The sequence below is a fragment of the Prauserella alba genome, from assembly GCF_024171735.1.
In the GTDB taxonomy this organism is placed as follows: domain Bacteria; phylum Actinomycetota; class Actinomycetes; order Mycobacteriales; family Pseudonocardiaceae; genus Prauserella; species Prauserella alba.
Genome location: NZ_JAMTCH010000003.1, coordinates 583847 through 607562, shown reverse-complemented (window position 1 = coordinate 607562; position 23716 = coordinate 583847). Strand labels below are relative to the sequence as shown.

Annotated in this window: 20 protein-coding genes and 1 tRNA gene; 18 read left to right on the top strand and 3 right to left on the bottom strand. The window is 69.8% G+C overall.

Features of this window, described 5'->3' with window-relative positions:
• The first annotated feature begins 66 nt into the window (after nt 1-66).
• Entirely contained in the window at nt 67-1935 is a 1869-nt protein-coding gene (locus LY12_RS02695; protein ID WP_253853065.1) for an AMP-dependent synthetase/ligase, read from the top strand.
• Between the two features lie 56 nt (nt 1936-1991).
• Here LY12_RS02695 and LY12_RS02690 read toward each other — a convergent pair whose 3' ends face one another.
• Nucleotides 1992-2882 (bottom strand): SDR family NAD(P)-dependent oxidoreductase, encoded by an 891-nt coding sequence (locus tag LY12_RS02690; protein WP_253853064.1) that lies wholly within the window; start codon nt 2880-2882, stop codon nt 1992-1994.
• Between the two features lie 814 nt (nt 2883-3696).
• Between LY12_RS02690 and LY12_RS02685 the strand changes: the two genes are divergently transcribed.
• The 4 genes from LY12_RS02685 (at nt 3697) to LY12_RS02670 (ending at nt 10469) form a co-directional block, all read left to right on the top strand.
• Complete coding sequence (locus tag LY12_RS02685) at nt 3697-5226, top strand: GGDEF domain-containing protein (protein WP_308292055.1); 1530 nt, start codon at nt 3697-3699, stop codon at nt 5224-5226.
• 148 nt (nt 5227-5374) lie between these two features.
• Nucleotides 5375-7630: a phospholipase A2 gene (locus LY12_RS02680; protein WP_253853063.1), complete on the top strand. Its 2256-nt coding sequence runs from the start codon at nt 5375-5377 to the stop codon at nt 7628-7630.
• Between the two features lie 653 nt (nt 7631-8283).
• The gene (locus LY12_RS02675; protein WP_253853062.1) at nt 8284-9753 is read left to right on the top strand and encodes an LCP family protein; all 1470 of its coding nucleotides are present in this window, start codon (nt 8284-8286) and stop codon (nt 9751-9753) included.
• A 215-nt stretch (nt 9754-9968) separates the two neighbouring features.
• Nucleotides 9969-10469 carry a helix-turn-helix transcriptional regulator gene (locus LY12_RS02670; RefSeq protein ID WP_253854828.1) on the top strand — a complete coding sequence of 167 codons (501 nt, stop codon included), beginning with the start codon at nt 9969-9971 and terminating at the stop codon, nt 10467-10469.
• Between the two features lie 125 nt (nt 10470-10594).
• Here LY12_RS02670 and LY12_RS02665 read toward each other — a convergent pair whose 3' ends face one another.
• The gene (locus LY12_RS02665) at nt 10595-12064 is read right to left on the bottom strand and encodes a flavin-containing monooxygenase (RefSeq protein ID WP_253853061.1); all 1470 of its coding nucleotides are present in this window, start codon (nt 12062-12064) and stop codon (nt 10595-10597) included.
• A 163-nt stretch (nt 12065-12227) separates the two neighbouring features.
• Here LY12_RS02665 and LY12_RS02660 point away from each other — a divergent pair, with 163 nt between their 5' ends.
• Together LY12_RS02660 and LY12_RS26210 are read left to right on the top strand one after the other, a co-directional pair.
• Complete coding sequence (locus tag LY12_RS02660) at nt 12228-12821, top strand: TetR/AcrR family transcriptional regulator (RefSeq protein ID WP_253854827.1); 594 nt, start codon at nt 12228-12230, stop codon at nt 12819-12821.
• A gap of 245 nt (nt 12822-13066) precedes the next feature.
• The gene (locus LY12_RS26210) at nt 13067-13807 is read left to right on the top strand and encodes a hypothetical protein (protein ID WP_372493431.1); all 741 of its coding nucleotides are present in this window, start codon (nt 13067-13069) and stop codon (nt 13805-13807) included.
• Between the two features lie 93 nt (nt 13808-13900).
• Here LY12_RS26210 and LY12_RS02650 read toward each other — a convergent pair whose 3' ends face one another.
• The gene (locus tag LY12_RS02650) at nt 13901-14122 is read right to left on the bottom strand and encodes a DUF3618 domain-containing protein (RefSeq protein WP_253853060.1); all 222 of its coding nucleotides are present in this window, start codon (nt 14120-14122) and stop codon (nt 13901-13903) included.
• A 124-nt stretch (nt 14123-14246) separates the two neighbouring features.
• Here LY12_RS02650 and LY12_RS02645 point away from each other — a divergent pair.
• The 11 genes from LY12_RS02645 to LY12_RS02595 all read left to right on the top strand — a co-directional run bounded on the left by LY12_RS02645 (nt 14247) and on the right by LY12_RS02595 (nt 23713).
• Nucleotides 14247-14320: transfer RNA gene (locus tag LY12_RS02645), tRNA-Leu, on the top strand.
• A 169-nt stretch (nt 14321-14489) separates the two neighbouring features.
• On the top strand, nt 14490-15584 hold the full coding sequence (locus LY12_RS02640; RefSeq protein WP_253853059.1) for a putative hexosyltransferase: 1095 nt from the start codon (nt 14490-14492) through the stop codon (nt 15582-15584).
• Between the two features lie 87 nt (nt 15585-15671).
• Nucleotides 15672-16604, top strand: coding sequence for a GntR family transcriptional regulator (locus LY12_RS02635; protein ID WP_253853058.1), 933 nt, complete (start codon nt 15672-15674; stop codon nt 16602-16604).
• Between the two features lie 139 nt (nt 16605-16743).
• Entirely contained in the window at nt 16744-18255 is a 1512-nt protein-coding gene (locus LY12_RS25830) for a PPE domain-containing protein (RefSeq protein WP_301301750.1), read from the top strand.
• A 43-nt stretch (nt 18256-18298) separates the two neighbouring features.
• Complete coding sequence (locus tag LY12_RS02625; RefSeq protein ID WP_253853057.1) at nt 18299-18772, top strand: hypothetical protein; 474 nt, start codon at nt 18299-18301, stop codon at nt 18770-18772.
• 23 nt (nt 18773-18795) lie between these two features.
• On the top strand, nt 18796-19350 hold the full coding sequence (locus LY12_RS02620; RefSeq protein ID WP_253853056.1) for a DUF3558 family protein: 555 nt from the start codon (nt 18796-18798) through the stop codon (nt 19348-19350).
• An 851-nt stretch (nt 19351-20201) separates the two neighbouring features.
• A complete protein-coding gene (locus LY12_RS02615; protein ID WP_253853055.1) occupies nt 20202-20738 on the top strand; it encodes a hypothetical protein in 537 nt (178 codons plus the stop codon).
• A gap of 109 nt (nt 20739-20847) precedes the next feature.
• Nucleotides 20848-21333, top strand: coding sequence for a GNAT family N-acetyltransferase (locus LY12_RS02610; protein WP_253853054.1), 486 nt, complete (start codon nt 20848-20850; stop codon nt 21331-21333).
• Between the two features lie 237 nt (nt 21334-21570).
• Entirely contained in the window at nt 21571-21885 is a 315-nt protein-coding gene (locus LY12_RS02605) for a hypothetical protein (RefSeq protein WP_253853053.1), read from the top strand.
• A 34-nt stretch (nt 21886-21919) separates the two neighbouring features.
• Nucleotides 21920-23134 carry a C40 family peptidase gene (locus tag LY12_RS02600; protein WP_253853052.1) on the top strand — a complete coding sequence of 405 codons (1215 nt, stop codon included), beginning with the start codon at nt 21920-21922 and terminating at the stop codon, nt 23132-23134.
• A gap of 168 nt (nt 23135-23302) precedes the next feature.
• A complete protein-coding gene (locus LY12_RS02595) occupies nt 23303-23713 on the top strand; it encodes a hypothetical protein (protein WP_253853051.1) in 411 nt (136 codons plus the stop codon).
• Nucleotides 23714-23716: the final 3 nt, after the last annotated feature.

The following is a 23716-nucleotide window of genomic DNA, read 5'->3' as shown; positions in this document are numbered from 1 at the left end:
CGGGGTGACACCGAGCACATAGGGTGGGAACTCTCGTCAGCGCCGACCAGAACCCCGGGAGTCCCCATGGCCGCACCGTCCGCGGATCGCCAAACCGACACCGCAGCAGAGGCGCAGCTCGTCACCGCCGATCCCGGCACCGACACGATTCCCGCGCTGTTGCAACGCAACGCGCGCGAGTTCGCCGACCTGCCGGCTCTCACGTCGCTCGACGTCGAAGGGGCACCGACCCTGACCTGGTCCGACCTGCTCGACGAGGTCGCCGCGGTCGCACGCGGACTGGCCGACCTCGGGCTGCGGTCCGGGCAGCGCATGCTGATCATGGCGCCGAGCAGGCCCGAGCACATCGTCGCCGACCTGGCCGCGACCTGCCTGGGCGCGATCCCGTGCACGGCCTACTCGACGCTGAGCAGCGAGCAGATCGCCTACGTCGCCGAGCACAGCGCGGCTCCGGTGGCCGTCCTCGCGGGCGCCGACGAACTCGCCCGCTGGCGACCGGCACTGGACTCGCTGCCCGCGCTGAACCACGTCGTCGTGATGGATCACGACACCGTCCCCACCGGCGACGACCGGTTCGTCGCCTTCGACGAACTCCACGCCCAGGGAGCCGCAGCGCACGCGGCCGATCCGGAGACGTTCGACCGCGCCGTGGCCGACGTCCGGCCCGACGACCCGCTGTCGATGATCTACACCTCGGGGACGACGGGCATGCCGAAAGGCGTGGTGCTGTCGCACCGCAACGCGCTCCACCAGGCCACGGCCCTGCGCGAGGTCCACGAGAACCCGCCGCACCTGTCGAACATCTCGTACCTGCCGCTCGCACACATCGCCGAGCGCGTGCTGTCGATCTATCTGCCGACGGTCAACGCGGGCCACGTGCACACCCTCGCCGACCCGGCCGGTGTTGTCACCGCCCTCGGCCGGGTGCATCCCCAGCAGTTCTTCGGCGTGCCGCGCGTCTGGGAGAAGATGGTCGCCGGCCTGAAGAACATGCTCGCCGGCCTGCCCGAGGAGAAGCAGACCGCACTGATGCAGGCCAACGAGCTGTTGCAGCAGGGCTACAAGCTCCGCAGCGCGGGCGAGCCCGTGCCCGCGAACCTGGCCAAGCGCATCGCCGAGACCGACGAGACGGTACTCGCGCCCGTCCGCCAGATGCTGGGACTGGACCGGCTGTTCCTCGCCTCGAGCGGCGCCGCGGCGCTGCCGGTCGAGGTGCTGTACTTCATCGCCGGACTGGGCGTGGAGATCCAGGAGGTCTGGGGCCTGTCCGAGACGACGGGTGCCATCACCGCGAACACGGCGGGAGCGTTCCGGGCCGGCACCGTCGGCAGACCGCTGCCCGGTGTCGAGGTGCGCGTGGCCGACGACGGCGAACTGCTCGTGCGCGGACCGATCGTGTTCCTCGGCTACCTGCAGGCCGACGGCACGATCGACGACGTGACCGACGACGACGGCTGGTTCGCCACCGGCGACATCGGCACGATCGACGGGGACGGCTACGTCACCATCACCGACCGCAAGAAGGAGCTGATCATCACCGCGGGTGGCAAGAACATCGCGCCCTCGCGGATCGAGAGCCTGCTCAAGGAACACCCGCTGATCGGCCAGGCGGTCGCGATCGGCGACGACCGGCCGTACATCAGCGCGCTGATCGTGCTCGACGACGAGATCGCACCGGCGTGGGCGGCCGCGCGCGGTATCGAGGCGACCGAACCGGCGACACTGGCGGCCGATCCACGGGTCAAGGCCGAGATCGAGCAGGCCGTGGGCGCCGCGAACGAGCGGCTCGCGCGCGTGGAGCAGGTCAAGCAGTACCGGGTCCTGGCGCGGGCGTGGACGCCCGAGAGCGGTGAGCTGACGCCGACGCTGAAGCTCAAGCGCCGCGTGATCAACGAGCGCTACCGCGACGACATCGAGTCGCTGTACGGGGCGTGATCGCCTGCCCCGGCCCGCCTGCGCGGTGGGCCGGGGCCGTCGCGTCACGGCACCCGTCAGGCGGTGGTGACGTTGAGCCACTTCCGCAGCCGTGGCGGCACCCGCTTCTCCAGGCCGTACGGCTCGAGGTGCGCACCGAAGACCTCCTCGAACGCGCGCTGCACACCTTCGGTGTCCCACACGTCGCGTTCGAGGATCGGCGCCTTGAGGTACGGCTGGCCGACGATGTGCAGCTGCGGCCCGTTGCAGCGGACCAGCTGGCCCGTGATGCCCGCCGAGCCGTCACCGAGCAGGTAGAGCACCACCGGCGCGATACGGCCGGGCGTGCGATCCGGCGGGCAGCCGCGCAGCGCCCGTTCGGAGGTCCACACCATCCGGGTGTGCGCGAGCGGGCACACGGCGTTGACACGGATGCCCTCGTCCTCCATGTCGAGCGCCCACGAGTAGGTCAGCGACGCGACGGCCCCCTTGCTCGCGGCGTACGCGCCGAGTTTGCGCTGCCCGAGGGACGCGCCGGAGCTGATGTTGACGATCGAACCGCCACGCCCCGCATCGACCATGGTGCGGGCGGCGGCCATACCGGTGAACGTCACGCCGAGCACGTTGGTCTCGATCAGCGCGCGCACCCTGGCCGGATCGTCCTCCCACGGCAGCGCCTCGTGGTTCACCGCGGCATTGTTGACGAGACCGTCGACGGCGCCGAACTCGCCGACGCACGTCTCCACGACCGCCGCCGCATCGTCGGCGTCGGACACGTCGTGGCCGCTCGCGACGGCACGGCCGCCGTGGTCGCGGATGTTCGCCGCCACGGCCTCGGCAGCACCGGCATCCACGTCGTTGACCACGACGCCGGCACCGGCACGCGCGGCGTGCACGGCGAACGCCTCCCCCAGTCCCCGTCCGGCGCCGGTGACGACGACGGCCTTCCCGCCGAGCAACCCGTCCATGTCGACCTCCCGCAGTCCGCACCCGGTCCGACCGCACTGGGCTCCTGCCGAGATGGCTCTACCCACAGCAGCGGTCGTTCCCAGTCTTTCCCTCCGATGGCGCAGCACATGCCTGCCATTCGGCGGACGGCCGGGTGAGTGCGCCGAGCGCACGGCAACCGATCGGCGCCGAGGAACAGCCGGACCGAAGAGTGCAGCCGACGACGCGGCCGGAGGCGGGAACGCCGCCCCGGACCCGGCGCCGGCCTGCTTGAGCAGACCGGACTGCGCGAGCAGGCCGGGCGCCGTCGGTCAGTACCACGGCCAGAGGAACACGGCCCGTCAGCAGCACGACCGGTCAACAACACAGCCGGTCAACAGTCGTCGCCGGTAGCGGAATCACGGTCGATCAGAAGTCACGGTCGCGCATCACGGAACCTCCCCTCACCTCCCCGGACGGCGAGCTGGATCGACGGTGCGCCCGCACCGTGTGGGTGTCATCCTAGTCCGCGCCGCACCCCGTAACCAGGGATTCCGGCCCCGGGACACCGGTCAGCGCCCACGCGTGAGCGACCCCGCCGTCCCCTTATCGGTGATCTCTCGCCCTCGGCTGCTCCGCACCCGGACACGCAGGGCATCGTCATGATCCACTGTCACGGATCCGTCATCGCCGAACACCCAACGTGTTCGACCTGGGCATGCGAGAGGGACCGCAGAGCCGGGTAACCGCAGAGCCGGCACCGGAGCACGCCCGCGCCCGGCCGGCCCCCGGGGTGGGCGGTGACCGATCAGGCAGCCGGCACGACCGGGCGACGAGGACGACAAGGAGGTACCCATGCGGCGCGAGCGGCATGTCCGCCTTCCTCCACGGTCCGCCGCCACGTCGGACAGCGGAGCACCCCGTGCCACCGCCCACGACGCCCGTGCCCACAGCGCCAATGCCCACGACGCCCGTGCCCACAACACCCCTTCCCCCGACACCGGCGAGGGCACCGCTGCCGCCGAGGGTGCCGTGCCCGAGGGCGCCACGCCCGGGGATCGCGCCGCGCGGAGCCCGTCTCGCCGCGGGCACCGGGCCGACCACCACGCGGACCGGCACCCACCCGGACCGCGCACCCCGGCCGGATGGGCACTGTGGCGACGGCCGCCGTGGTTCATCGGGTTCCTCGTCCTCGCCGAGCTCCTGGCGGTGGCCGGAGTCGCGTTCGCCGCGGCGTCGGCCGAGACACCGACGGCGACGGACTGGCTGCGTCTCGCGCTCCTCTTCGCGGGCGCCACCGTCCACATCCAGCTGACCCGGCGGCAGGAGGAGCGCCGCCGCAGCCGGATGCGGTCGGTGCTGATCGATCTCAACGCCGTGTGGGTGTTCCCGGCGGTGCTGGTGCTGCCCGTGACACTGACGGTGGCGCTCATCGTCGCCGTACGCGCCCAGCGCTGGCTCATCGCACGCCGTCCTGCGCACAACTTCGTGTTCTCCACGGTGGCGCACTGTTTCGCGGCCGCGCTGGCGGCGACGCTGCACGGCGCGCTCGGCCCCGCCGATTGGGATGCGCTCACCCCAGCCGCGTCACTGCGGGAGTTCGCCCTGATCCTGCTCGCCGCCGCGGTCTACGAGGGCGTGCAGCTGGTCTACGTCGGCGGCGCCATCGCCCTCAGTGGACCGGCGCCGACACTGCGCGGGGTACTGGGCAGCACCGCGGACAACCTGCTCGAAGCGGTCGCCACCGGACTGGGCGCCGTCACCGCGGTGCTGCTGGTCACCCTGCCGCCCGCGGTGCTGATCATGACCGCGGTGGCCGTGGCGTTCAACCGCCTCGCCGAGATCGAGCAACTGCAGGCCGATGCCGCGAGCGACCCGAAGACCGGGCTCCGGAACATGCGCGGCTGGTCGGAGGCAGCGGGACGCGCGCTCAGCCGGATCCGCCGCGCCGACGGCACCCTCGCCGTACTGATGATCGACCTCGACCACTTCAAGGACGTCAACGACACCTACGGCCACCCCGCGGGCGACGACGTCCTCGCGCGGGTGGCCGGTGTGCTGCGCGAGGCCACCAGGCCCGCGGACATCGTCGGCCGGTTCGGCGGGGAGGAGTTCCTCCTGCTGCTGCCCGACGCCGATGCCGGCGCGGCGCGCCGCGCCGCCGAGCGCATCCGCGCGACCATCGCCGACCTGCACATCGACACGACCGACAAGCGCGGATCGCACGTCACGATCGCCGGGCCGACGGCGTCGGTCGGCATCGCCGTGTATCCGGACCACGCGACGACGCTCGACGGGCTCACCCAGGCGGCTGACGCCGCCGTCTACACGGTCAAGGAGACGGGCCGCGACGCCGTGTACTTCGCGGAGCCGGCGGACGGCTGACCCGCCGACGCGGTCCACCCTTCCGTGGTGTCGCGTCCCGGATGCCTGCGCCGGGTGACGGAACCGCGTGGGCGGCGTCACCGACTCGTCGCACTTTCGGGGGTTACCCCGATATCGGCTTCACACCGGCGCTGCCACCCTGGAAGCGATGGCCCACCCGACGACCACCGACTCCGCCGACGCGTCCGCGTCTCCGGTGCCGGCCGCGCCACCACCGCGCGACCGGCACCGGAGACGCGGATTCGGGCACGGCGTCGGGCGCGGGCTGGGCACGACCGGTCGCGTGCTGCTGCTGCTCGTCGTGGTCGTCGGGTTCGGCTTCCTCGCCTCCCGGTCCGCGCCGCCGCCCGAGGAAGGCACGCCCCACGGCGACGTGGCCATGGCGCAGCAGGCGGCGCACGCCCTGCTCGACCCGCGAACGGCGGGAGAGGCCCACACACTCCTCCCCGCGGATTTCAGCGAGGTCACGGGCGTGGCAGCCGGCGAGGAGACCGCGGGGGACGGCACCGCGCGGTCGGTGCACATCGACGGCGGCTGCTCGGCCCCCTGGGGCGAGGACGGGACCCGCTGGCAGTTCGACACGGCGTGCCGCGCCCACGACCTCGGCTACGACCTGCTGCGCTACGCCGACGCCAAGGGCCATCCGCTCGACCCGGCGTTACGTGACGCACTCGACCAGCGGCTTGCCGACGACATGCACGCCACCTGCGAGAACAACCCGCGCGGCTCCGGACACGCCTGTCACACCGTCGCGTCGTTGTACGCGGCGGGCCTCGACGTCAACTCGTGGCATCAACGCTGGGGACCGCCCACGGGTGAACCGATCGGACCGCTGTTGGCCGGGGTCGCGGCGATCGGCCTGCTCCTGGCCTTCCGCCTGCGCACATGGCGGAGGAGCCGGCGGGCGCGCCCGCAGGTGGCGGCCGCACCGCCCCGGCCTGCGGCACCGGCGAACCGGTGGACCCTGCTCGGTGTCGCCGCGATCGGCGCGATCGTGCTCGGCGAATCGGCCGTCGCGCTGGCCGGCTGGGCGGGTGCCGACGAGGGATGGCTGTGGCCGGCGACCTGGCTCGCCCAGTTCGCGTTCGTCTTCTTCTTCGCGGGAGGGCACGCGAACCTCGCCGACTGGCTCGGTGTCCGGAGCGCCGGCGGTGGCTACCGCGAGTACCTCGCGCATCGCACGAGCTGGCTGTTGCGGATGGCGCTGGTGTTCGCGCTGGTCGCGTTCGCGGTGCCGACGGCGCTCGAGCTCATGACCGTGCCGTCCTCGACCGTCGAGGTCGCCGTGCGCATCGCACTGCATCCGCTGTGGCTGCTCGGGGTCTACGTGCTCACGGCCGTCGCGGCACCGGTGATGCACCTGCTGCACCGCAAGGCGAGCGCGGTGACAGTCGTCGGCCTCGTCGCCGCACTGGGCGGGTTGGTGCTGGCAGCCGAACGCACCGGCACTCCGCTGTGGGCAGGCCTCGCCGCCCTGGTGCTGGCGCTCGTCGCGCAGCAGCTGGCGCTCGTCCACGCGGCGGGACGGCTCCGCTCGGCCTGGCCCGCCGCGGTCACGGCGGTGCTGGGCACGGGCCTGCTCGCCGCGGGTGGCTGGCAGGGCCTCGTCCCCGCGACGGTGCTCGGCGCGCCCGACGGTCCGCCACCGCTCGCGGGACCGGTCGTGCCCGTGTTCCTGCTCGGCCTCGTGCAGCTGAGTGTGCTCCGGCTGGCGCGTGGCCCGCTCACGGCACTGGCACGGTGGCCCCGGCTGCGACTCGCCGCAGGGCACGCCGCCAGGGCACCCATGAGCCTGTATCTGCTGTCCCTCTCGGGCATGATCCTGCTGGTCGCGGCCGTGTACCTGCCGGATCTGCTGCCGTCCGGCAGTCTCCGGGTGAGCCTTGCCGTGGCCATGCTGGCCGTACCCGCGCTCGCGGTGTTCTGGTGGTTCGAGCGGCACGCCGCCCACCGACCGCCGGCCGCACCGGCGCAGCTGCCCACGGCACGCCTGGAACGACTGCTCGCTCACGTCGCCGCCGCCGCCGGGGTCGGCTACGCCACGATCGGCGTCTTCGGGTTCGCGCTGTCCAGCTTCCGCGTGTTCGGCGACGCCCCGCTGCTGCCGCAGCTGCCGCTGGATCCGATCCAGAGCCTCGTTCACCTGCTGCTGGGGATGTCGTTGCTGCACACGGTCCGCACCGGCGACAGCCACTCCCCTCGCACCTGGCTGCTCACCGCGCTGGCCTGCGTGCCGCCGCTGCTGTCGGCGACCGCAGGACCCGGTGTGTTCACCGTGGGTGTGGTCGTCTACGCCGGGACCGGGGTGCTGGCCGTTTCCGCGGTCGTGGCTACCGTGTGGGCCGCGCGCCGGGCGTCGCGGCCGTTGCGGTCGTGGTGGCGGGCCCCGGCGGCCGGGGGTTGACCCCGGGTCGGCCGGAACCCGACACCGGCCGCGTTCCGGGCACACCCCGGGTTTCCTGTCGTGTCCTGGGCCACAACGAGGCCCCGATATGCCAGGCTGCGAACAACCTACGGTCGCACCGCCGCGTCCCACGAAAGGGCCGGTTTGCGGTCGCCGGCCGGCCCCGCGGGTAGCCGGTACCGGAACCCCGGCACGCGAACCGCGGTTGCGGACCCGCTGAGTGGGCCTGCACCTGCGCCCCGTACGAGTCGAGAAAGGGAGCCGTCGGCGTGAACGAACCACCGCGGAACCCGCCTCCGGGGCGAGGCCCGCAACGGCCGTGGCAGCGCGGCGCCGACGGTGCACGCAGCGGCGGCCCGCAGGGCCCGGGACAGCAGGGGCCCCGCGGACCGCAGGGACCGGGCAACCCGCAGCGACCCGCGGGACCGGAGAACCCGGCTGGCAGGCAGCAGCCCCCACGACGGCAGGGCCCTCCGCCACCGCAGGGAGCGCGCGGCGCTCCCGCGGCAGATCCCCAGCGCCGCACTCCCCCTCCGGGCCGGCAGGGTCCGGCTGCGGCGTCGGCGGCCACCGGTTCCCGCACGCCACCTCCGGGCAAGCGCGGCGACCGGCCGCGCGGCGGGCAGGTGCCGCCGAAACGCCGGCGCGGGCTCATGGCACCGAAGGTCGCGCTGGCGATCGTGTCGCTGCTGGTCATGTCGCTCACCGGCTATGCGTGGGCCGCGATGCAGGGCCTCGTCAGCGGACTGACCATGGCCGATGTGATCGACGACGGGCCGAAACCCGCCGACGGCGCGCGCGACATCCTCCTGGTCGGGATGGACAGCCGCACCGACGCACAGGGCAACCCGCTGCCGAAGAAGATGCTGGCCAAGCTCAACGCGGGTGCCGCCGACGGCGAACTGAACACCGACACGCTCATCTTCGTGCGCATCCCGAACGACGGCAGCAAGGCCACCGCGATGTCGCTGCCGCGGGACTCCTACGTCGACATCCCCGGCTACGGCAAACACAAGATCAACTCGGCGTATGCGCGGGCAAAAGCCGACGCGCGGCAACGGTTGCAGGCCGAGGGCGTCACCGACGAGGCCGATCTCGAGGTTCGCAGCAACCAGGCCGGCGCCAAGAAGCTCATCGAGACGGTCGAAGGCGTCACCGGCGCGTCGATCGACAACTACGCGTCGATCAACCTGCTGGGCTTCTACGACATCACCAAGTCCATCGGCGGTGTCGAGGTGTGCCTCAACCAACCGGTCGACGACCCGTACTCGGGAGCCAAGTTCGACGCGGGCAAGCAGACGATCTCCGGCCACCAGGCACTGGCGTTCGTCCGCCAGCGGCACGGTCTCCTGCGGGGCGACCTCGACCGTGTCGTGCGCCAGCAGGTCTTCATGGCCGGACTGGCCAGGAAGGTGGTGTCGGCGGGCACGCTCGCCGACCCGGCGAAGCTCAACGGCCTCATCGATTCCGTGCAGAAGTCGGTCGTGGTCAACAAGGGCTGGGACCTGCTCGGGTTCGCCCAGCAGTTGCAGGGTCTGTCGGCGGGAAACATCGAGTTCACCACCATCCCGGTCGCCAACCCCGAGTACGACACCCCGTCCGACGGCCTCGCCGTCCAGGTGGATCCGGCGCAGGTGCAGTCCTACGTGCGGGAACTGGCTGGACAGAAGAACCCGGACGCCTCCTCGAAGCCGGCGCCCGCGCCGTCGGAGATCACGGTCGACGTGCTCAACGGCTCGGACATCACGGGGCTGGCGGGAAGCGTGTCGGAGACACTGACCGCGGCCGGGTTCGGCCAGGGCGAGGTCGGCAACACCGACCCCCGCACCACGTCGGTCGTGCAGGCCGCGGAGGGCGAGCGGGCAACGGGCGAGAAAGTCGCCGAAACGCTCGGCGACGTGCCCGTCGAGACGAACGCCTCGGTGCCGTCGGGTCAGGTCCAGGTGCTGCTCGGCCCGGATTACGAGGCCCCGGCCAGCTCGGGCGGCGGTGCGGCACCGGGCGGCGCCGCACCGGGTGGCACCCCGGCCGGGCTGCGCGCGCAGGCACAGCCTGCGCCGAGTCAGGAGCAGCCCTCCGGCGACAAGCCGATCAGCGCCGACGGCGTCACCTGTGTGAACTGACGCCCGGCCGAACCTCGTCCGGAGCACACAGGTGAGACCTTTTCACGCGGGGTGAGCCCGTTCGGGGCAATGCGATCACCCACATAGAGTAAGTTGGCGACGAGAGCGAATCTTTTTCGCAGAGTCGCGTCAGCACAACGTCCCATCGCACTTTCACTCGGGTGAAGGACGCAGCGCCGGGCCACCCGGCAGATGATGCGGGCAGGGGACGAGGAGTGCTGATCGACGCGGACGCCTTCCAGCGCGTCCTGGGGGAAGAGCTGCGCAAGCTGAGAAAGCAGCGCGGTTGGACGAGGAAAGAACTGAACGAACGGCTGCAGAGCGACATCTCCTTGCAGACGCTCGCCACGTACGAGCTGGGCACCCGGCACTGTTCCGTGGTGCGGCTGGTGGAACTGTGCATGGCGCTGGGGGAACCACCACAGGATCTGCTCGCGCGGGTGCACCGCCGCGTGTTCGGCGACGACCCCGGACAGGTCAGGGTGAACCTCGCCGGGGTCGTGGCCGACGACAGCCCCGGACTGTCACCACTACGGCGCTGGGCCGAGGACCGGCTGAAGCAGTCGAACTCGCCGGAGATCCAGCTCGACCGCTCCGCACTGGAACGCATGGCGGAACTGTGCCGGATGCCCACGACGCAACTGCTGGCCAAGCTCGCCGAACTGTCGTCGAACCCGGGCACGGGCGACCGGACCGGCACCGACCGTCACACCTGACACACCGGGACGTTCCGGGACACCTCGGGGCGCCGGACGACGAACGGCCGGGTGACGGGAGGTCCCGTCACCCGGCCGCTACGCGTCGTCGGCGCCTGCCCGCGGGTGCCCGCACCCGCCGGGCGTCACCTCGTCAGCGTGTAGTCGCTCGGGTCGAGCTTGCGGGTCTGCATCCAGTACCGCCAGGTGAAGCCGGGCCAGACGGTGCGGTTGACACCCTGCGAATCGAGGTACCAGCTGGTGCAGCCGCCGCGGCTCCAGATGCCGCCTTCGAGCTTGCGCTGGATGTCGGTGTTGAACTTGTCCTGCACCTCGGGCCGCACCTCGATCGCCTCGGCGTCCTTGCGCTCGGCGTAGTCGATCGCCTCCGAGATGTACCGGATCTGCTGCTCGATCATGAACACGACCGAGTTGTGTCCCAGGCCGGTGTTCGGGCCCAGCAGGAAGAACAGGTTCGGGAAGCCCGCGACCGTGATGCCCTTGTGGGTCTGCATCCCCTCGGTCGCCCAGAGCTTGCCGAGGTCCTGACCGCCGACCCCGACGATGTTCAGGTGGTCGAACGCATCGGTCACGTGGAAGCCGGTGCCGTAGATGATGACGTCGACATCGCGGGCGACACCCGCCGAGTCGACGACGCCGTTCTCGGTCACCTCGGCGACGCCGTCGGTCACCACGTCGACGTTCTCGCGCTCCAGCGCCGGGTAGTAGTCGTTGGAGATGAGCACGCGCTTGCAGCCCATTACGTAGTCGGGCGTGACCTTGGCCCGCAGTTCGGGATCGCGGACCTGCTTGTTGATGTGCCGCTCGGCGACCTTCTGTGCCAGCTTCATGATTCGCGGGTCACCGTTGAACCCGACGGCCCGCATCTCGAGCATCCAGTAGATGGCGCTGCGGTAGAGCCGCTGAACCCCGGGCACGCGCGCGAACAGCTTGCGGACCCAGCCGGGCATCTTGCGATCGGGCTTCGGCATGATCCACGGCGGGGTCCGCTGGAACAGTGTCAGCCGGTCGACCTCCTTGGCGATCTGCGGCACGAACTGCACCGCGCTCGCCCCGGTGCCGACGACCGCGACCTTCTTGCCGCGTAGGTCGACGTCGTGATCCCACTGCGCGGAGTGGAACGCGGGCCCCCGGAACTTCTCGGCACCACGCAGTTCGGGGATCTGCGGGATGTGCAGGGCACCGACGCCGGCGACCAGGTGCTTGCCGACGAACTCGTCGCCGCACGCCGTGCTGACGTGCCAGCGGCGGGTCTCCTCGTCCCAGCGGGCACCGGTCAGCTCCTGGCCGAAGTGGATCGAGCGGTAGAGGTCGTACTTCCTCGCGGTGGCGCGCAGGTAGTCGTGGATCTCCGGCTGCCCGGAGAACGCCCGCGACCAGTCGGGGTTCTGCTCGAACGAGAACGAGTACATGTGCGACTGGATGTCGCAGGCACAACCGGGATAGGTGTTGTCACGCCAGGTGCCGCCGACCTCGTCGGCCTTCTCGAGGACGACGAAATCCTCGCGACCCTCCTGACGGAGTTTGATCGCCATCCCCATGCCGGAGAACCCGGTCCCGACGATGATGACGCCCGCCTCGATGCGGTTGCCCATGCGTGCCTCCAGCCGTTCTGTCGACTCCCGTTCCTGTTACCGCGAGTCCACCTTACTCGAAGTAGGTTACTTCCGGTAGAGTAGGGCTGTGAGTTCTACGGCGAAAGCCCCCGACGCGACCGAGGCCGCAACCGCAGCGGGCCAGGGCAGACCCCGCAAGCGCATGCCGCGGGCACAACGGGAACGGCAGATGATCCAGGTCGCCGAGACCGTGTTCGCCGAGCGCGGCTACACCGCGGCCTCGATGGACGAGATCGCCGAACGCGTCGGCGTGTCGAAGCCGATGCTCTACGAGTACTTCCACTCGAAGGAGGGACTGCTCCTCGCCTGTATCCGCGAGGCACGCGCCGAGCTGCGCCGGGTCACCGAACAGGCCGTCGCGGGATCCCCCACCGGCGAGGAGGCGCTGCGACAGGGACTGCGCGCGTTCTTCGGCTTCATTCGCGACCGCAAACAGTCCTGGCTGCTCGTACGCCACGAGGCGAGCCTGGTCGGCACGGCCTCCGAGGAGCTCGAGGCGACCCGACAGCAGCAGACCGACCTCATCGCCACACTTATGGGTGATTTCACAGACCCCGAGACGGCCCGGTTCGCCGAGGAATCGGGACTGCTCCAGGCGGCCGCGGAATTCGTCGTCGGCGGCTGCGAACGGCTGGCGATCTGGTCCGAGCAACGCGAGGATCTCACGCCCGACGTCGTGGCCGAATACGCCGTCAACCTGCTGTGGGGCGGACTCGCGCAAATCTCCGGCCGCTGATGGAAATTCACCGGCGCGGCCCGCATCGTGGCGCTCCGTGACGGTTCCGGCTCAGCCACTGAGACCGTTCTCACCCTGCGTAATTCCCGACACCAACTCGTATTGCTGGAGGCACCTGTTCGTTACACAATTCCATAGCGGCGCCGGATTGCCACTCGATCGTGTGGTCAACGAATTGGCGTCATAGGACGACGGCGGGGGCGTCCTGCACAGTGAGACCTGCCGTTGGGAGAGGGGTGAGGACAGTGGCGCAGCCGATCACTGCGGTGTACGTGCGCGACGAGGACGACTACACGGTCACGGTGGCCGGCGAGGGGCAGGAGTTCACCGACACGGCTCCGGGCATCATCGCCGCGCGCGACCGTGCGGATCAGCTCATCGAGAACATCGCTCCCCGAACCGGGAGCGATGAGGACCCGACCGTGGTGCACCTGCTCAACGGCAGCGCGTTCGAGTTCACCTCGGCGTACATCACGGCCCGGCTCTCTCGCGCCGAGACCACCGAGTCCGACCAGGCCGAGACCACCGAGTCCGACGACACCGAGGGCGGGGACACCACGTCCGTGACCGCCGAGGCGGCCGGCGAGACCGACACCGCCGAGGGCGAGGACGCGGAATCCGAGGACGACGCAGCCGATATCGCCGAAGCCGAGACCGCGGAACCGGAGAACGCCGAGGCCGACGAGGCCGCCACGGCAACGGCCGAGCAGGCCACAGCCGAGGACGGCGAACAGGTCGTGGCTGCGACGTCGACCGCGGAGGAGTCCGACGAGGCGACGGCCGAGTCGGACGAGACAGCTGATCCCGACGAGACAGCGGTCTCCGACAAGACAGTGGACTCCGACGACGCGGCCACGCAGAGCAGCGCACCCGGCAGCGGTGTCCCGCGCAAGGAGATCACGAAGAGCCCGGACGCCGCTGCGGACTCCGACGACGAGTCGGAGGACACGGCCTACGCTCCGGTCACCAGCTCCGCCGCCAGCTGACCGGAGCGAACACCCTCGCCCGACCCCGGTGTCCGACACGCAGCACGCCGACGGTCCCGCACTCGATGCGCGGCCGTCGGCGTGCTGCGGGCGTCAGCGGACCAGTTTGCGCACCAGCAGCGCTGCGATCAGTGCGCCGGCGCCGATCAGCGGGAACTTCACCTTCGGCTCTTCGAGTTTGGCCTGGACGCTCGTCTTGGCGTTGTCGGCGAGCCGCTGCGGGTTGGCCCTCACCGCGAGCTGATCGATCGTGCCGGCCAGGGCCGTGCGAGACCGCTCGATCTCGCGTTCGATGGCGTCCGGGTTGCGAGCCACGTGTCCTCCTCGCTGAATGCATGCATTGCGCGCAGGGTGCCACGGTAGATCACGACGCGCCCCGAAGACGCACAGGCCACGCCGAACACGTCCGGGACCGTCACCGCTAAGCTACTCCCCCGCCGGGCCCGTAGCCCAATCGGTAGAGGCACTAGGTTTAGGTCCTAGCCAGTGTGGGTTCGAGTCCCACCGGGCCCACTGTGACGCATCGACCGGCAAAAAGCGTCGACCTGCGAAGAGCGTCGACCTGCGAAGAGCGTCGACCTGCGAAGAGCGTCGACCTGCGCAGGTCATCACGTCTACCGAGGGGCCGAGCCTGATTCGCGACCAGGAACGTCGGACGAGTGTCGACTGGCGCCGCGCCGCGTTGATGCTCGCGCCCGCGTTGATGTATCTGGCCGTACGGACGGCCGGTGTCCTGCTGTTGTGGGCGATCAGCGCCGCGAACGAGCAGGAATTCACCCTGCAGCACTGGGACGCCGGGTGGTACCTGCAGATCGCGGCCGGCGGGTACGAGCAGGTCGACGCCGGCATGGTGGACGCTCACGGCGTCCACCATCCGTACACGGCGATGGTGTTCTTTCCCGGCTACCCGCAGTTGCTCGGACTGTTGTTTCCCGAGGACCCGCAGCTGTACCTCGCGTTCGCAGTCATCCTGTCGACTGCCGTCGGGATCGTCGGCGCGTACGGGATGGCCCGGTTGGCCCGCACGCTCGGTGGGACGCGACTCGCGCAGCTGCTGGCCGTCGGCCTGGTCGCCGCGGCGCCGATGGCGATCGTGTACTCGATGCCGTACCCCGAGGCGCTGCTTGTCGCCGCGGTCGCGTGGGCGCTCGCCGCGATGCTCGAACGTCGATGGCTGCTGGCTGGCCTGTGCGCGTTGGTCGCGGGCTACACCCACCCGATGGGTGCGCCGCTCGTCGCCGTGGTCGCGGTGGCGGGGCTGATCGCCGCATACCGGGGCGAGGGCGGTGCATGGCGTCCTGCACTGGCTGCGGTCATCGCACCCGTCGGCCTCGGCGGCTATCTGCTGTGGGTGCAGTTGACGAGCGGCGTACCGGGCGGATACTTCGCGATCACCCGCGAAGGCTGGGGCAACCAACTGGACCTGAGTTACGTCGGGTGGATCTTCGACATCCTCGCCACCGAACGTGAGGCCTACAGCGTGCTCTCCGTGCTGCTGTGCCTGGTCGTCGCTGTCGCCCTGATTCCGGCGTGGCGGCACCTGCCGCTGACGATATGGGCGTACACCGCACTCGTGTGGCTGTTGACGATCGGCCATGCCGGCGCCGAGCACGACCGCGTACGGCAGCTGCTGTCCGCCTTCCCGCTCCTGCTGCTCCTGGCCGTCTGGGCGGGGCGGAAACGTTCCCTGTTCGGGGTGGGCGCGATCGCTGCGGTGGGCGCCTTCGGGTTGTGGTTCAGCGCGTACGCGCTGGTCGCACAGCCGCACTCGATCTGATCGCGTCCGCTTCGCGCAGACCCGAGCCACCGGGCACGTGACGGCAAACTAGCCGGAGTGTGGTGTTCGGAGCTTATTCTGTCGATCATGCCCACCCAGGACCAGGATGTGCGCACGCAGATCGTCGAATTGATGAACGCCCTGGTGACGGTGCGCGAGGAGCGCGACTTGTCGCGCTTGACTGTGGCAAAGCTGATGGGGTTCACCACGCACAGTGCTGCGGATCGTTTCGAGCAGGACATCCAGGACCCGATGTTCTCCAAGGTCCTGCGCTACGCCCACGCGATCGGAGTACGCGTGCACGCCACTGTCACCGCACCGGACGGGCAGGTATCACCGGAGGTCTCGACCCTGCCGGACGACTCGACACAGCTGTCGCAAGTGCAGCGGGCGCTGGTAGCGATCCGGACGGCGCAGGGCCGCACCCAGGCACAGGTTTCCGAAGGGCTGGACTGCGTACCGCACGGCGTGTATGTCCGGGAGCGGTCAGGCGATCTGCGGCTGTCCACGCTGTTGCGCTACGCCGCCGCGCTTGGTGCGCGCGTCGACTTCTCCCTGTCCCTACCACCCGGTGAAGGCGAGGACGAGGTGTCCGAACCTCGTTGCCGCGATCGGCCCGGCGCAGCTGCGTGGCCGCACCAGGAAAGCCTTGCGAGCCGGATCGCCGAAGCACTGCGTACTCGGATCGAGGGCGCCGAGTGGCCGCCCGGCGGATGTATGCCCACCCAGCAGGAGCTGTGCGCCGAGTACAACTGCACGCTTCCGACTGTGGGTGACGCGCTGCGTGTACTGCGGGCGACGGGCCTTGTCGCGGCGGGGTTCGGCGACCATCCCCACGTGCACGCCTGCCCCGGCGAGGTCGACCTGTCCCGCGACCTCGCCGATCTGGCTCACCAAGTCGGCCAGCGTCGTTGGGGCAACGACGACCCGGGCCTCGACCCGGATTCCTGGCTGGCTGACCTCCAACAGCGGCTCACGAACCTCGCCGGCCTTGCCGAGCAGCAGAACCAGCGGCCGTAGCCCACGCCGACCGTAACGGGAGTGGGCCACACAGGTCGTGTGATTTCGTGGGAACCACTGACATGGTCTGGGCGTCCCAGTACCGTTACCGCACGTACGTGTCTCGTGGCGACCCGATGACGAGGTGGGGGAAGTAGCTATGTCGCAGCCCGGCAACGGTGAGGGCAACGCCATGGGCCCGGTAGGCACCGGGACCGGCAGTGATGGTGCGGACCTGCCGCCGCAGCAGCGGGAGGCGATGTACCAGGCGCAGGCTCAGGCCCAATACGGCAACGTCCCGTTCGGCATGCCGGTGGGTCAGCTCGTCGCCGAGGCGCGCGCGGCGGGTATGAACGAGAAGCAGATCCAGCAGCTCGCCCAGGACGCGGAGGTGCTGGAAGGTCTCAACGGGTCGGACCAGAACTATCCCGGTGTCGACCACCAGACGATGTACCAGTACGTGCACCAGGACCTCGACTCCGGTCAGACGGTCCAGCTCTCGGATGCCTGGTCACAGCTGGTCACCTTGTTCCAGGACTTCGACGGCAAGTTCAACGAAGCCGTCCAGCAGTCGCAGCACCACTGGGAAGGTGAGTCGGCCGAGGCTGCCCGCGGCTATGTCCGCAGCCTGGGTAGCTGGTCGAACACCAACTCCCAGCAGGCGCAGCTGGCGTCCGAAGCCGTCTACGCACAGTCGAACGCGTCCGAGAACGCGAAGAACACGATGCCCGAGCCGGTCGAGACGAACGGGCTGATGAAGGACTTCGGCTCCGCGGTCAAGGACAACCCGCTCGACCCGATCGGCGCGTTCAACAAGGCCATGGAGACGCGGGAGAAGGCCGATGCGGCCCACCAAGAGGCTGCGCAGGTCATGAACACCTACGACCAGAACCTCTACGACGCCGCCTCGAAACAGCCTGCCTTCTCCCCTCCGCCGGAGTTCGGCGGAGCCGGTGGCGGCAACGACGCCGGGTTCAAGGGCTCGGGCGTCATCGATATTTCGGGCGGGGATGCCACGAGCGCGTCCGGTTACAGCGGTGGCCCCACGGGTGGTGCGCCCGTGACCGGTGGTGGTCCGACCGGTGGTGGCGGCTACAACTCGCCCTCGGGTGGCAATCCCGGTGTGACGCCGACCCCGACGCCGATCGCGGGCCGTGGCCCGTCGACCGGTGCGGGTCAGTTGCCGGGCACGGGGCCGCAAGGCAACAGTCCGATGGCCCCGCGGCCGACCACGGGCGGCGGCCCGGGCTTCGGTCCCATGGGTCCGGCGCCGGTCGGGCCCGCGGGCGGTGGCTCGGCGGGTGGCTCGACGCCGTACAACAGCAAGCTCGGCGGCCGGGCCGGCTCGGCCGGGTTCGGCCCGACCGGTGGTGGTTCCGCGGCCGGTGCGGCCAAGGGCGCTGCGGGTGCGGGCGGTGCCGCGGGTGCGGGAGCCGCTTCCGGTGCCGCGAAGGGCATGGGCGGAGCGGGTGCTGCGCCGGGTGCCGCCGCGGCGGCCGGCGGTTCGGGTGCCCGCGGCGGTTCGGGAATGATGGGCGGCGCCGGCGCCGGTAAGGGCCAGCAGGGCGGGGACGAAGAGGAACACCAGCGCCCCTCGTGGCTCGTCGAAGCCGACCCCGACAGCCTCTTCGGCACCGACGCCCGCACCGCCCCACCCGTCATCGGCGAATAACGGCCACCTGCACGAGCGAACGGATCGACGAGGGGAAGCAGACATGACCGGCGCTTTCGGCGATAACCCGGTTGGCGGAGGACAGGACAGCGGAGCAGGGGTGCAGGTTGGTGCCTCGCTCGGTAAGGCCGCCCAGGTGGGCGGCTTCCTATCCGGCGTCGAGAACATGCAACACGGTGCAGAGCAAATGGTCGAAGTGGCCAAATCGGGTGGCTTTCGCACCGACCCGGAGGGCGTCAAGCAGATGACCAAGGTCTGCAATGAGATGATCGACAACATCGAAGCCCAAGGGAAGAATTTCGCCCTTCTCGCACAAGATCCAAAGCTCGGCAGCGGTCCGTATGCACAGCAGGTTGCCAAACACGTGCGACTGTCAGCGGACGGTCCCCAAGGCGTCATAACCCAGATCAAGAAGCTTCAGCAGACACTAGTCGCGCTGAACGAAGCCTTGTTCCGAGCGTCAGGCCAATACGCCGAGGCAGAGGAAGCAGCCAAGATCCGCAAGACCAGTTCCTAACCAGTACAGGAGTCGAGTTGTCGTTGTCCCGCACGAGCGCTGGGATCGTTGTTGGTGCCTTCGTCGCCATCTCTGTCGGATGCTCGCCCGGCGTAGAAGGACAACCAGAGGGCTCGCAGACAGAGAAGGCCACCGCGTCCAGCCTCGCTCCATCATCGCCAAGTAGCGCGGACTCGCTGGCTGGCATCGACCCTTGCTCACTCCTCAAGGCAAACGAGCTCAGTAAATACGGCAACTTTCCTCAAGGCTCGCCAGGGAACGTCGGCGTTGGCAAGCAATGCGACTTCCAGAAAACCCGCGAAGGCGCGGCCGACTCCACCTTGGTTGTATCTGTCAACGTCCGGGCCGATCAAGGTCTCGATGACGCTCAAGACATGGGGCAAGGCGTTGAGCGAGCCGAAAATGACGGCCGAGAGTACGCGCGGATTCCAAGCGAAGGTAGCTGCACGATCGCCATCGGAGTATCTGAATCGTCGCGCGTTGACGTTTACGCCGGCACCACAGCTGGGACGCAAAAGTCGTGCGAGATCGCCGATGAAGTGGCGGCGATGGTCGAGCAGAAGTTGCCTCAAAGCTGACCTGTACAGCCAGGTAGCGGGGGGCTGACGGCACCATCGCGGCGATCACCCATATACCGTGGGTGGCCAGCCCTGAGGCGGTCCGCTGAACACCAAGCCCGCGCCACCGTCCCGATGGTCACTGCACCTCGGCACGGGACGTGCGAGGGTGACCGCTCTGCTGGTCCAGTTATTGTGTCGGGCCCACAATGGCCTCCTGACCTGCGACCTCCTGAACCGCGACCACGCGCAGCCATCGTGAGGGCGCCGACCGAACCCGATTCGTGGCCAGGAACGGCGGGCGAGTGCCACCGGGCACGTGACGGCAGTGCCCGCCTCGCCGGACCACCTGGGCTCGCCGTTCACGGTGGGCCGGTGACGAGGTGACTGTCGCGTGCCCGCATGCGCCGACGCGTCTCCGGTTATCCGCTTCACGTGCCGAGTGCGGCTCGGACCGACAACGACGTCCGGCCCCGTTCCGGACTTCCCGACCGTGGAGGCGTGGGCGATGCGCAACCGATACGCCGAGATGCTGGGATTCCTGGCGTTCATGGCCATGGGGATCGCGGCTCTGGTCCTGGCGATCGTCGTGGGACTGGTGATATCGGCATGGAGCCTGTTGTTGTGAATCCGTCGTCACCGGTGGTGGGCACCACCGCCGTGCGGTGACCGGTCTCGCCTGCCGGCGCGCGGAGCGTGACCGGTCGCGCACCGCTGCCCGCGACCGGTCCATCCCGGCCCGACCGTCCCGGCCGTCACAACCCGTCACTTTCCGGCATATCGCCCATAACGGATGCTTCTCGCAGGCTAACCCGCCGCGGCCCGGCAACGACACGTCGACGGAACTGACATCCGAGACGAACTGGACCACCGTGACGAAGACCGCCATCGCCGCCCTGCTGCTCACGATCGGCATCGCCACCGCCGCGTGCGGCAGCACCGCAGAACCCGCCGGCCAGGCCACCGATCAAGGGGCCGCCACCCCCGAGAACGCCGACGACCAGGCTGCGCGGGACGACACCGGGCCCGAGACGTTCGCCTTCGGCGACACTTACGACGGGCCGATCAGAACGACGGTCGCTCCGCCGGAGGAGTTCACGACCAGCCAGTACGCCCAGCCGGCCGGCAACGAACCCGCGTGGAAGGTCGCGGTGACGTTCGAGAACACCACCGACCAACCGTTCAACGTCGCCCTGCTCACCGTGGACGGCTACAGCGACGACAGCAAGAACAAGGACGTGTTCGACCACGGCCAGGGAGTCGGCGACGCCATGGAGACCGGCGAGCTCGCACCCGGAACCAGCGCGGACGTGACGTACGGCTTCACCGGCGAACCCGGTGCGGACCGCAAGGTGACCATCACCTCGATGGACGGGTCGACGACGGTCACGTTCACCGCGGGCCGGTAGCCGGCACCTGGGCCGCCGTCGGCACGACGGCCGCAGCACCGCCACTGCGGCACGGCGCCCACGGCGGCTGCCGTCCGGGCGGACCGCCACCTTTCGTAGGCTGCGTGGGATGACGCAGGTCAACCTTCCCGTGTCCGTCCGGGCGCTGACGGCTGGTGATCTCCCCCGGTGCGAGTGGGCGGGGTCGAGCACCCACCTCGACTACGTCCGCCGCGCACTGGTCCGTGCCGAACACGGTGAAGTGGCCTACCTCGCGGTCTGCCCGCCCTCGGACCTGCCGGTCGCGATCGGTGGCGTCGACTTCGCCGCGAAAGCCGGGGTCGGCACGGTGTGGCAGCTGGTGGTCCACCCCGCACTGCGCTCGTGCGGACTCGGGACACACCTGGTCCGGGCGTGCGAAACGGCCGTGACGGAACGCGGCCTCCCGCAGGCAGAACTCAGCGTCGAGCACGGCAATGTGCGAGCCCATCGATGGTATCGACGACTCGGCTACGTCGACGTCGGCGAGCGGACCGAGGAATGGGACGTCGAGACGGCGGACAGCGCCACGGCACGCCATCGCACGGTGTGCACGGTGATGCGCAAGGACCTGTGATCGCGGTACGGCCGCCCGTTCACAGCTGAGCACCGCACGCGACCACCCGTCCGGCGGTGGTCAGCAAATCACCGCATTCCGTGATGGAACCGTCACGGACGTGCGTGCGTCGGTACCATCAACGCCGTCTCGTTATCGGGACAACGTGCGCACATGGGGGTGTGAACCCGTGAGCCGGCACGGCCTGAGCACGGACGTCGCCCGCGACGCCGACGTCATCATGGGGAGGGATCACACATGAGCCGCCAATTCGATCCGGATCACATCGCCGAGCTGGCCACGAAGGTCGGCCGGCTCAAGGACAGCTACAGCAAGGCGAGCACCGAGCTGGGCGACGGCGATCCGGGCGGGGCCTACGGTGATCTCCGCAACGCGGCGAGCGCGGGCAAGACGATGCAGCACTTCTACAACGGCGTGAACTCCGAGCTGAGTGCGGCCGCGAACCTCGTCGACGCCGCATCCCACGCGCTGAACAGTGCCGCCGAGCGCATGCGGACCGACGAGGACGAGGGCGTGCACACCTTCCGGGGCAACGACCCCGAGCGGGCTTGATCGGATCGAGGACACGGAACCAGGGGATTTGCCGATGACCACCGCAGGAGAGCAGGCGGACACGCTCGACGACCCGTCACTCGACCGTCCGAAGTCGATGGACGCCATCGACACCCACGCCCAGCAGGCCAAGAAGCTCGACGCGTCGGCCGTCAACGACCAGGCGAGCAAGGCCAACGGAGCCGCGACCAGCTCCAACGACCTCGGCAACGACCTCAAGCTCTTCCGCGACGACGTGCTGCGCGGCTGGGAGGGCAAGGACGCCGACGCCGTCGCCGACCACCTCGACCAGCTGAGCAAGGCCAGCTACAAGGTCAGCGACAAGGCCGAGGCCGCCAAGAAGATCCTCCAGCGCGTGTCCGAGATCCTGGAGAACGTCAAGAAGAAGGTCGAGCAGCTCGCCGAAGAAGCAGGCGACAAGGACGCGGAGAACCGCAAGCTGATCGGCGCGGCCCGGCAGCGGAAGAACAGCTCGGACGACGAGAACGAGATCGAGGCCGCCGCAGCCGACATCCAGCGGCTCCGGCAACTCAACGAGAAGGACGCCAGCGGCAAGAAGGACGAGATCGAGCAGGCGCTGGAGACAGCCGAGAACCAGATCGACGAGCTTCTCAAACCTCTCGGCATCGAGGTCGAGGGCGGTTTCGTGGAGATGTTGCCCGCCGATTCCAGCGCGACCACGACATCCAGCGCCAGCCCCGCCCCTGTCGACACGAGCGGCGGCACCGCTCCCGCGGTGAGCAGCGGCGGCAGCACCGCCCCGGTGAGCAGCGGCGGCGACCCCGGCGGCGGCGTCACCGGCGTCGCAGGCGACGGCCGGCCCGCGAAACCGATCGACGCCCGCGGCGACAACCCGGCCAAGATCGCCGAACAGTTCCTCGGCAGGAACGCGGGCGACCTCAAGTCCAGCGGCGAGCTGCCCGCGATGGAGTCGTGGGTGCCCAACGACGTCAACTGCGCGAACTTCGTGTCCGGCACCCTCGAAGCGGCCGGGTTGATCGACAAGAGCCAGGCCAGCGCCTCGGTGGACCAGCTCTCGGCGAACCTGAAGGCGGACGGCTGGCAGTCGGTGCCACTGTCCGAGGCGAAACCGGGTGACGTGGTGGTCTCGAACGGCGGCGGGCACGTCGTGCTGTACGCGGGCGACGGCCAGTTCATCGGTTCGAACAACATCAACCCCGACGGTTCGCAGCAGATCAGCATGGGCGGCGGCAGCGGTCTGGTCGAGGTACTCACCCCGCCGACCTGATCGGCGGGACCCACCGTCGCCCGGTAGGTCAACGTCCCGTCCCGTACCCGTTCGACTCTGTAACATCACCGGGGCCGGGCCGGCCGACCCGCGGTGTCCGACGTCGACGTCACGACGCGGTCGTTGCACTCGGCCGAACCGCTGCCCTGCTCTCTGGGAGGTAGCTCCATGCAGACCCCGCCCGCGCAACCCGCCCCGCAGTCACTGAGCCCCGGCGACCCTGCCGGGGAAGCGGTACTGCAGGCCGCCACCGCACCACTGCGCAACGCCGTCGGCGACCGGCTCCGCGTGGAGGTGGAACGCCTCAACCGCATCGGGTCGTGGGTGTTCCTGCAGGGGACGATGCGCGGTGCCGACGGTGGACCCGCGAACTACACGGACACCGTCTTCGAGACCCGCCGCGCCGACGGCGTGATGTCCGACGTCTACATGGCGTTGCTGACGAAGGCTGATCCCACGATCACCGACAACGACCCGCGGAGCTGGCGCGTGACCGAGTACGCCATCGGCCCCACCGACATCGCGTGGCTGCCCTGGTCGGACCGGCACGAGCTGCCGCGCGCGTTGTTCGGGGTCTGAAAC

Bases quoted from the DNA above. Each gene is read 5' to 3' on its own strand.
- LY12_RS02695 (WP_253853065.1), top strand. From the start codon at position 67: ATGGCCGCACCGTCCGCGGATCGCCAAACCGACACCGCAGCAGAGGCG.
- LY12_RS02690 (WP_253853064.1), bottom strand. From the start codon at position 2,882: ATGGACGGGTTGCTCGGCGGGAAGGCCGTCGTCGTCACCGGCGCCGGA.
- LY12_RS02685 (WP_308292055.1), top strand. From the start codon at position 3,697: ATGCGGCGCGAGCGGCATGTCCGCCTTCCTCCACGGTCCGCCGCCACG.
- LY12_RS02680 (WP_253853063.1), top strand. From the start codon at position 5,375: ATGGCCCACCCGACGACCACCGACTCCGCCGACGCGTCCGCGTCTCCG.
- LY12_RS02675 (WP_253853062.1), top strand. From the start codon at position 8,284: ATGGCACCGAAGGTCGCGCTGGCGATCGTGTCGCTGCTGGTCATGTCG.
- LY12_RS02665 (WP_253853061.1), bottom strand. From the start codon at position 12,064: ATGGGCAACCGCATCGAGGCGGGCGTCATCATCGTCGGGACCGGGTTC.
- LY12_RS02660 (WP_253854827.1), top strand. From the start codon at position 12,228: ATGCCGCGGGCACAACGGGAACGGCAGATGATCCAGGTCGCCGAGACC.
- LY12_RS02635 (WP_253853058.1), top strand. From the start codon at position 15,672: ATGCCCACCCAGGACCAGGATGTGCGCACGCAGATCGTCGAATTGATG.
- LY12_RS25830 (WP_301301750.1), top strand. From the start codon at position 16,744: ATGTCGCAGCCCGGCAACGGTGAGGGCAACGCCATGGGCCCGGTAGGC.
- LY12_RS02625 (WP_253853057.1), top strand. From the start codon at position 18,299: ATGACCGGCGCTTTCGGCGATAACCCGGTTGGCGGAGGACAGGACAGC.
- LY12_RS02610 (WP_253853054.1), top strand. From the start codon at position 20,848: ATGACGCAGGTCAACCTTCCCGTGTCCGTCCGGGCGCTGACGGCTGGT.
- LY12_RS02605 (WP_253853053.1), top strand. From the start codon at position 21,571: ATGAGCCGCCAATTCGATCCGGATCACATCGCCGAGCTGGCCACGAAG.
- LY12_RS02600 (WP_253853052.1), top strand. From the start codon at position 21,920: ATGACCACCGCAGGAGAGCAGGCGGACACGCTCGACGACCCGTCACTC.
- LY12_RS02595 (WP_253853051.1), top strand. From the start codon at position 23,303: ATGCAGACCCCGCCCGCGCAACCCGCCCCGCAGTCACTGAGCCCCGGC.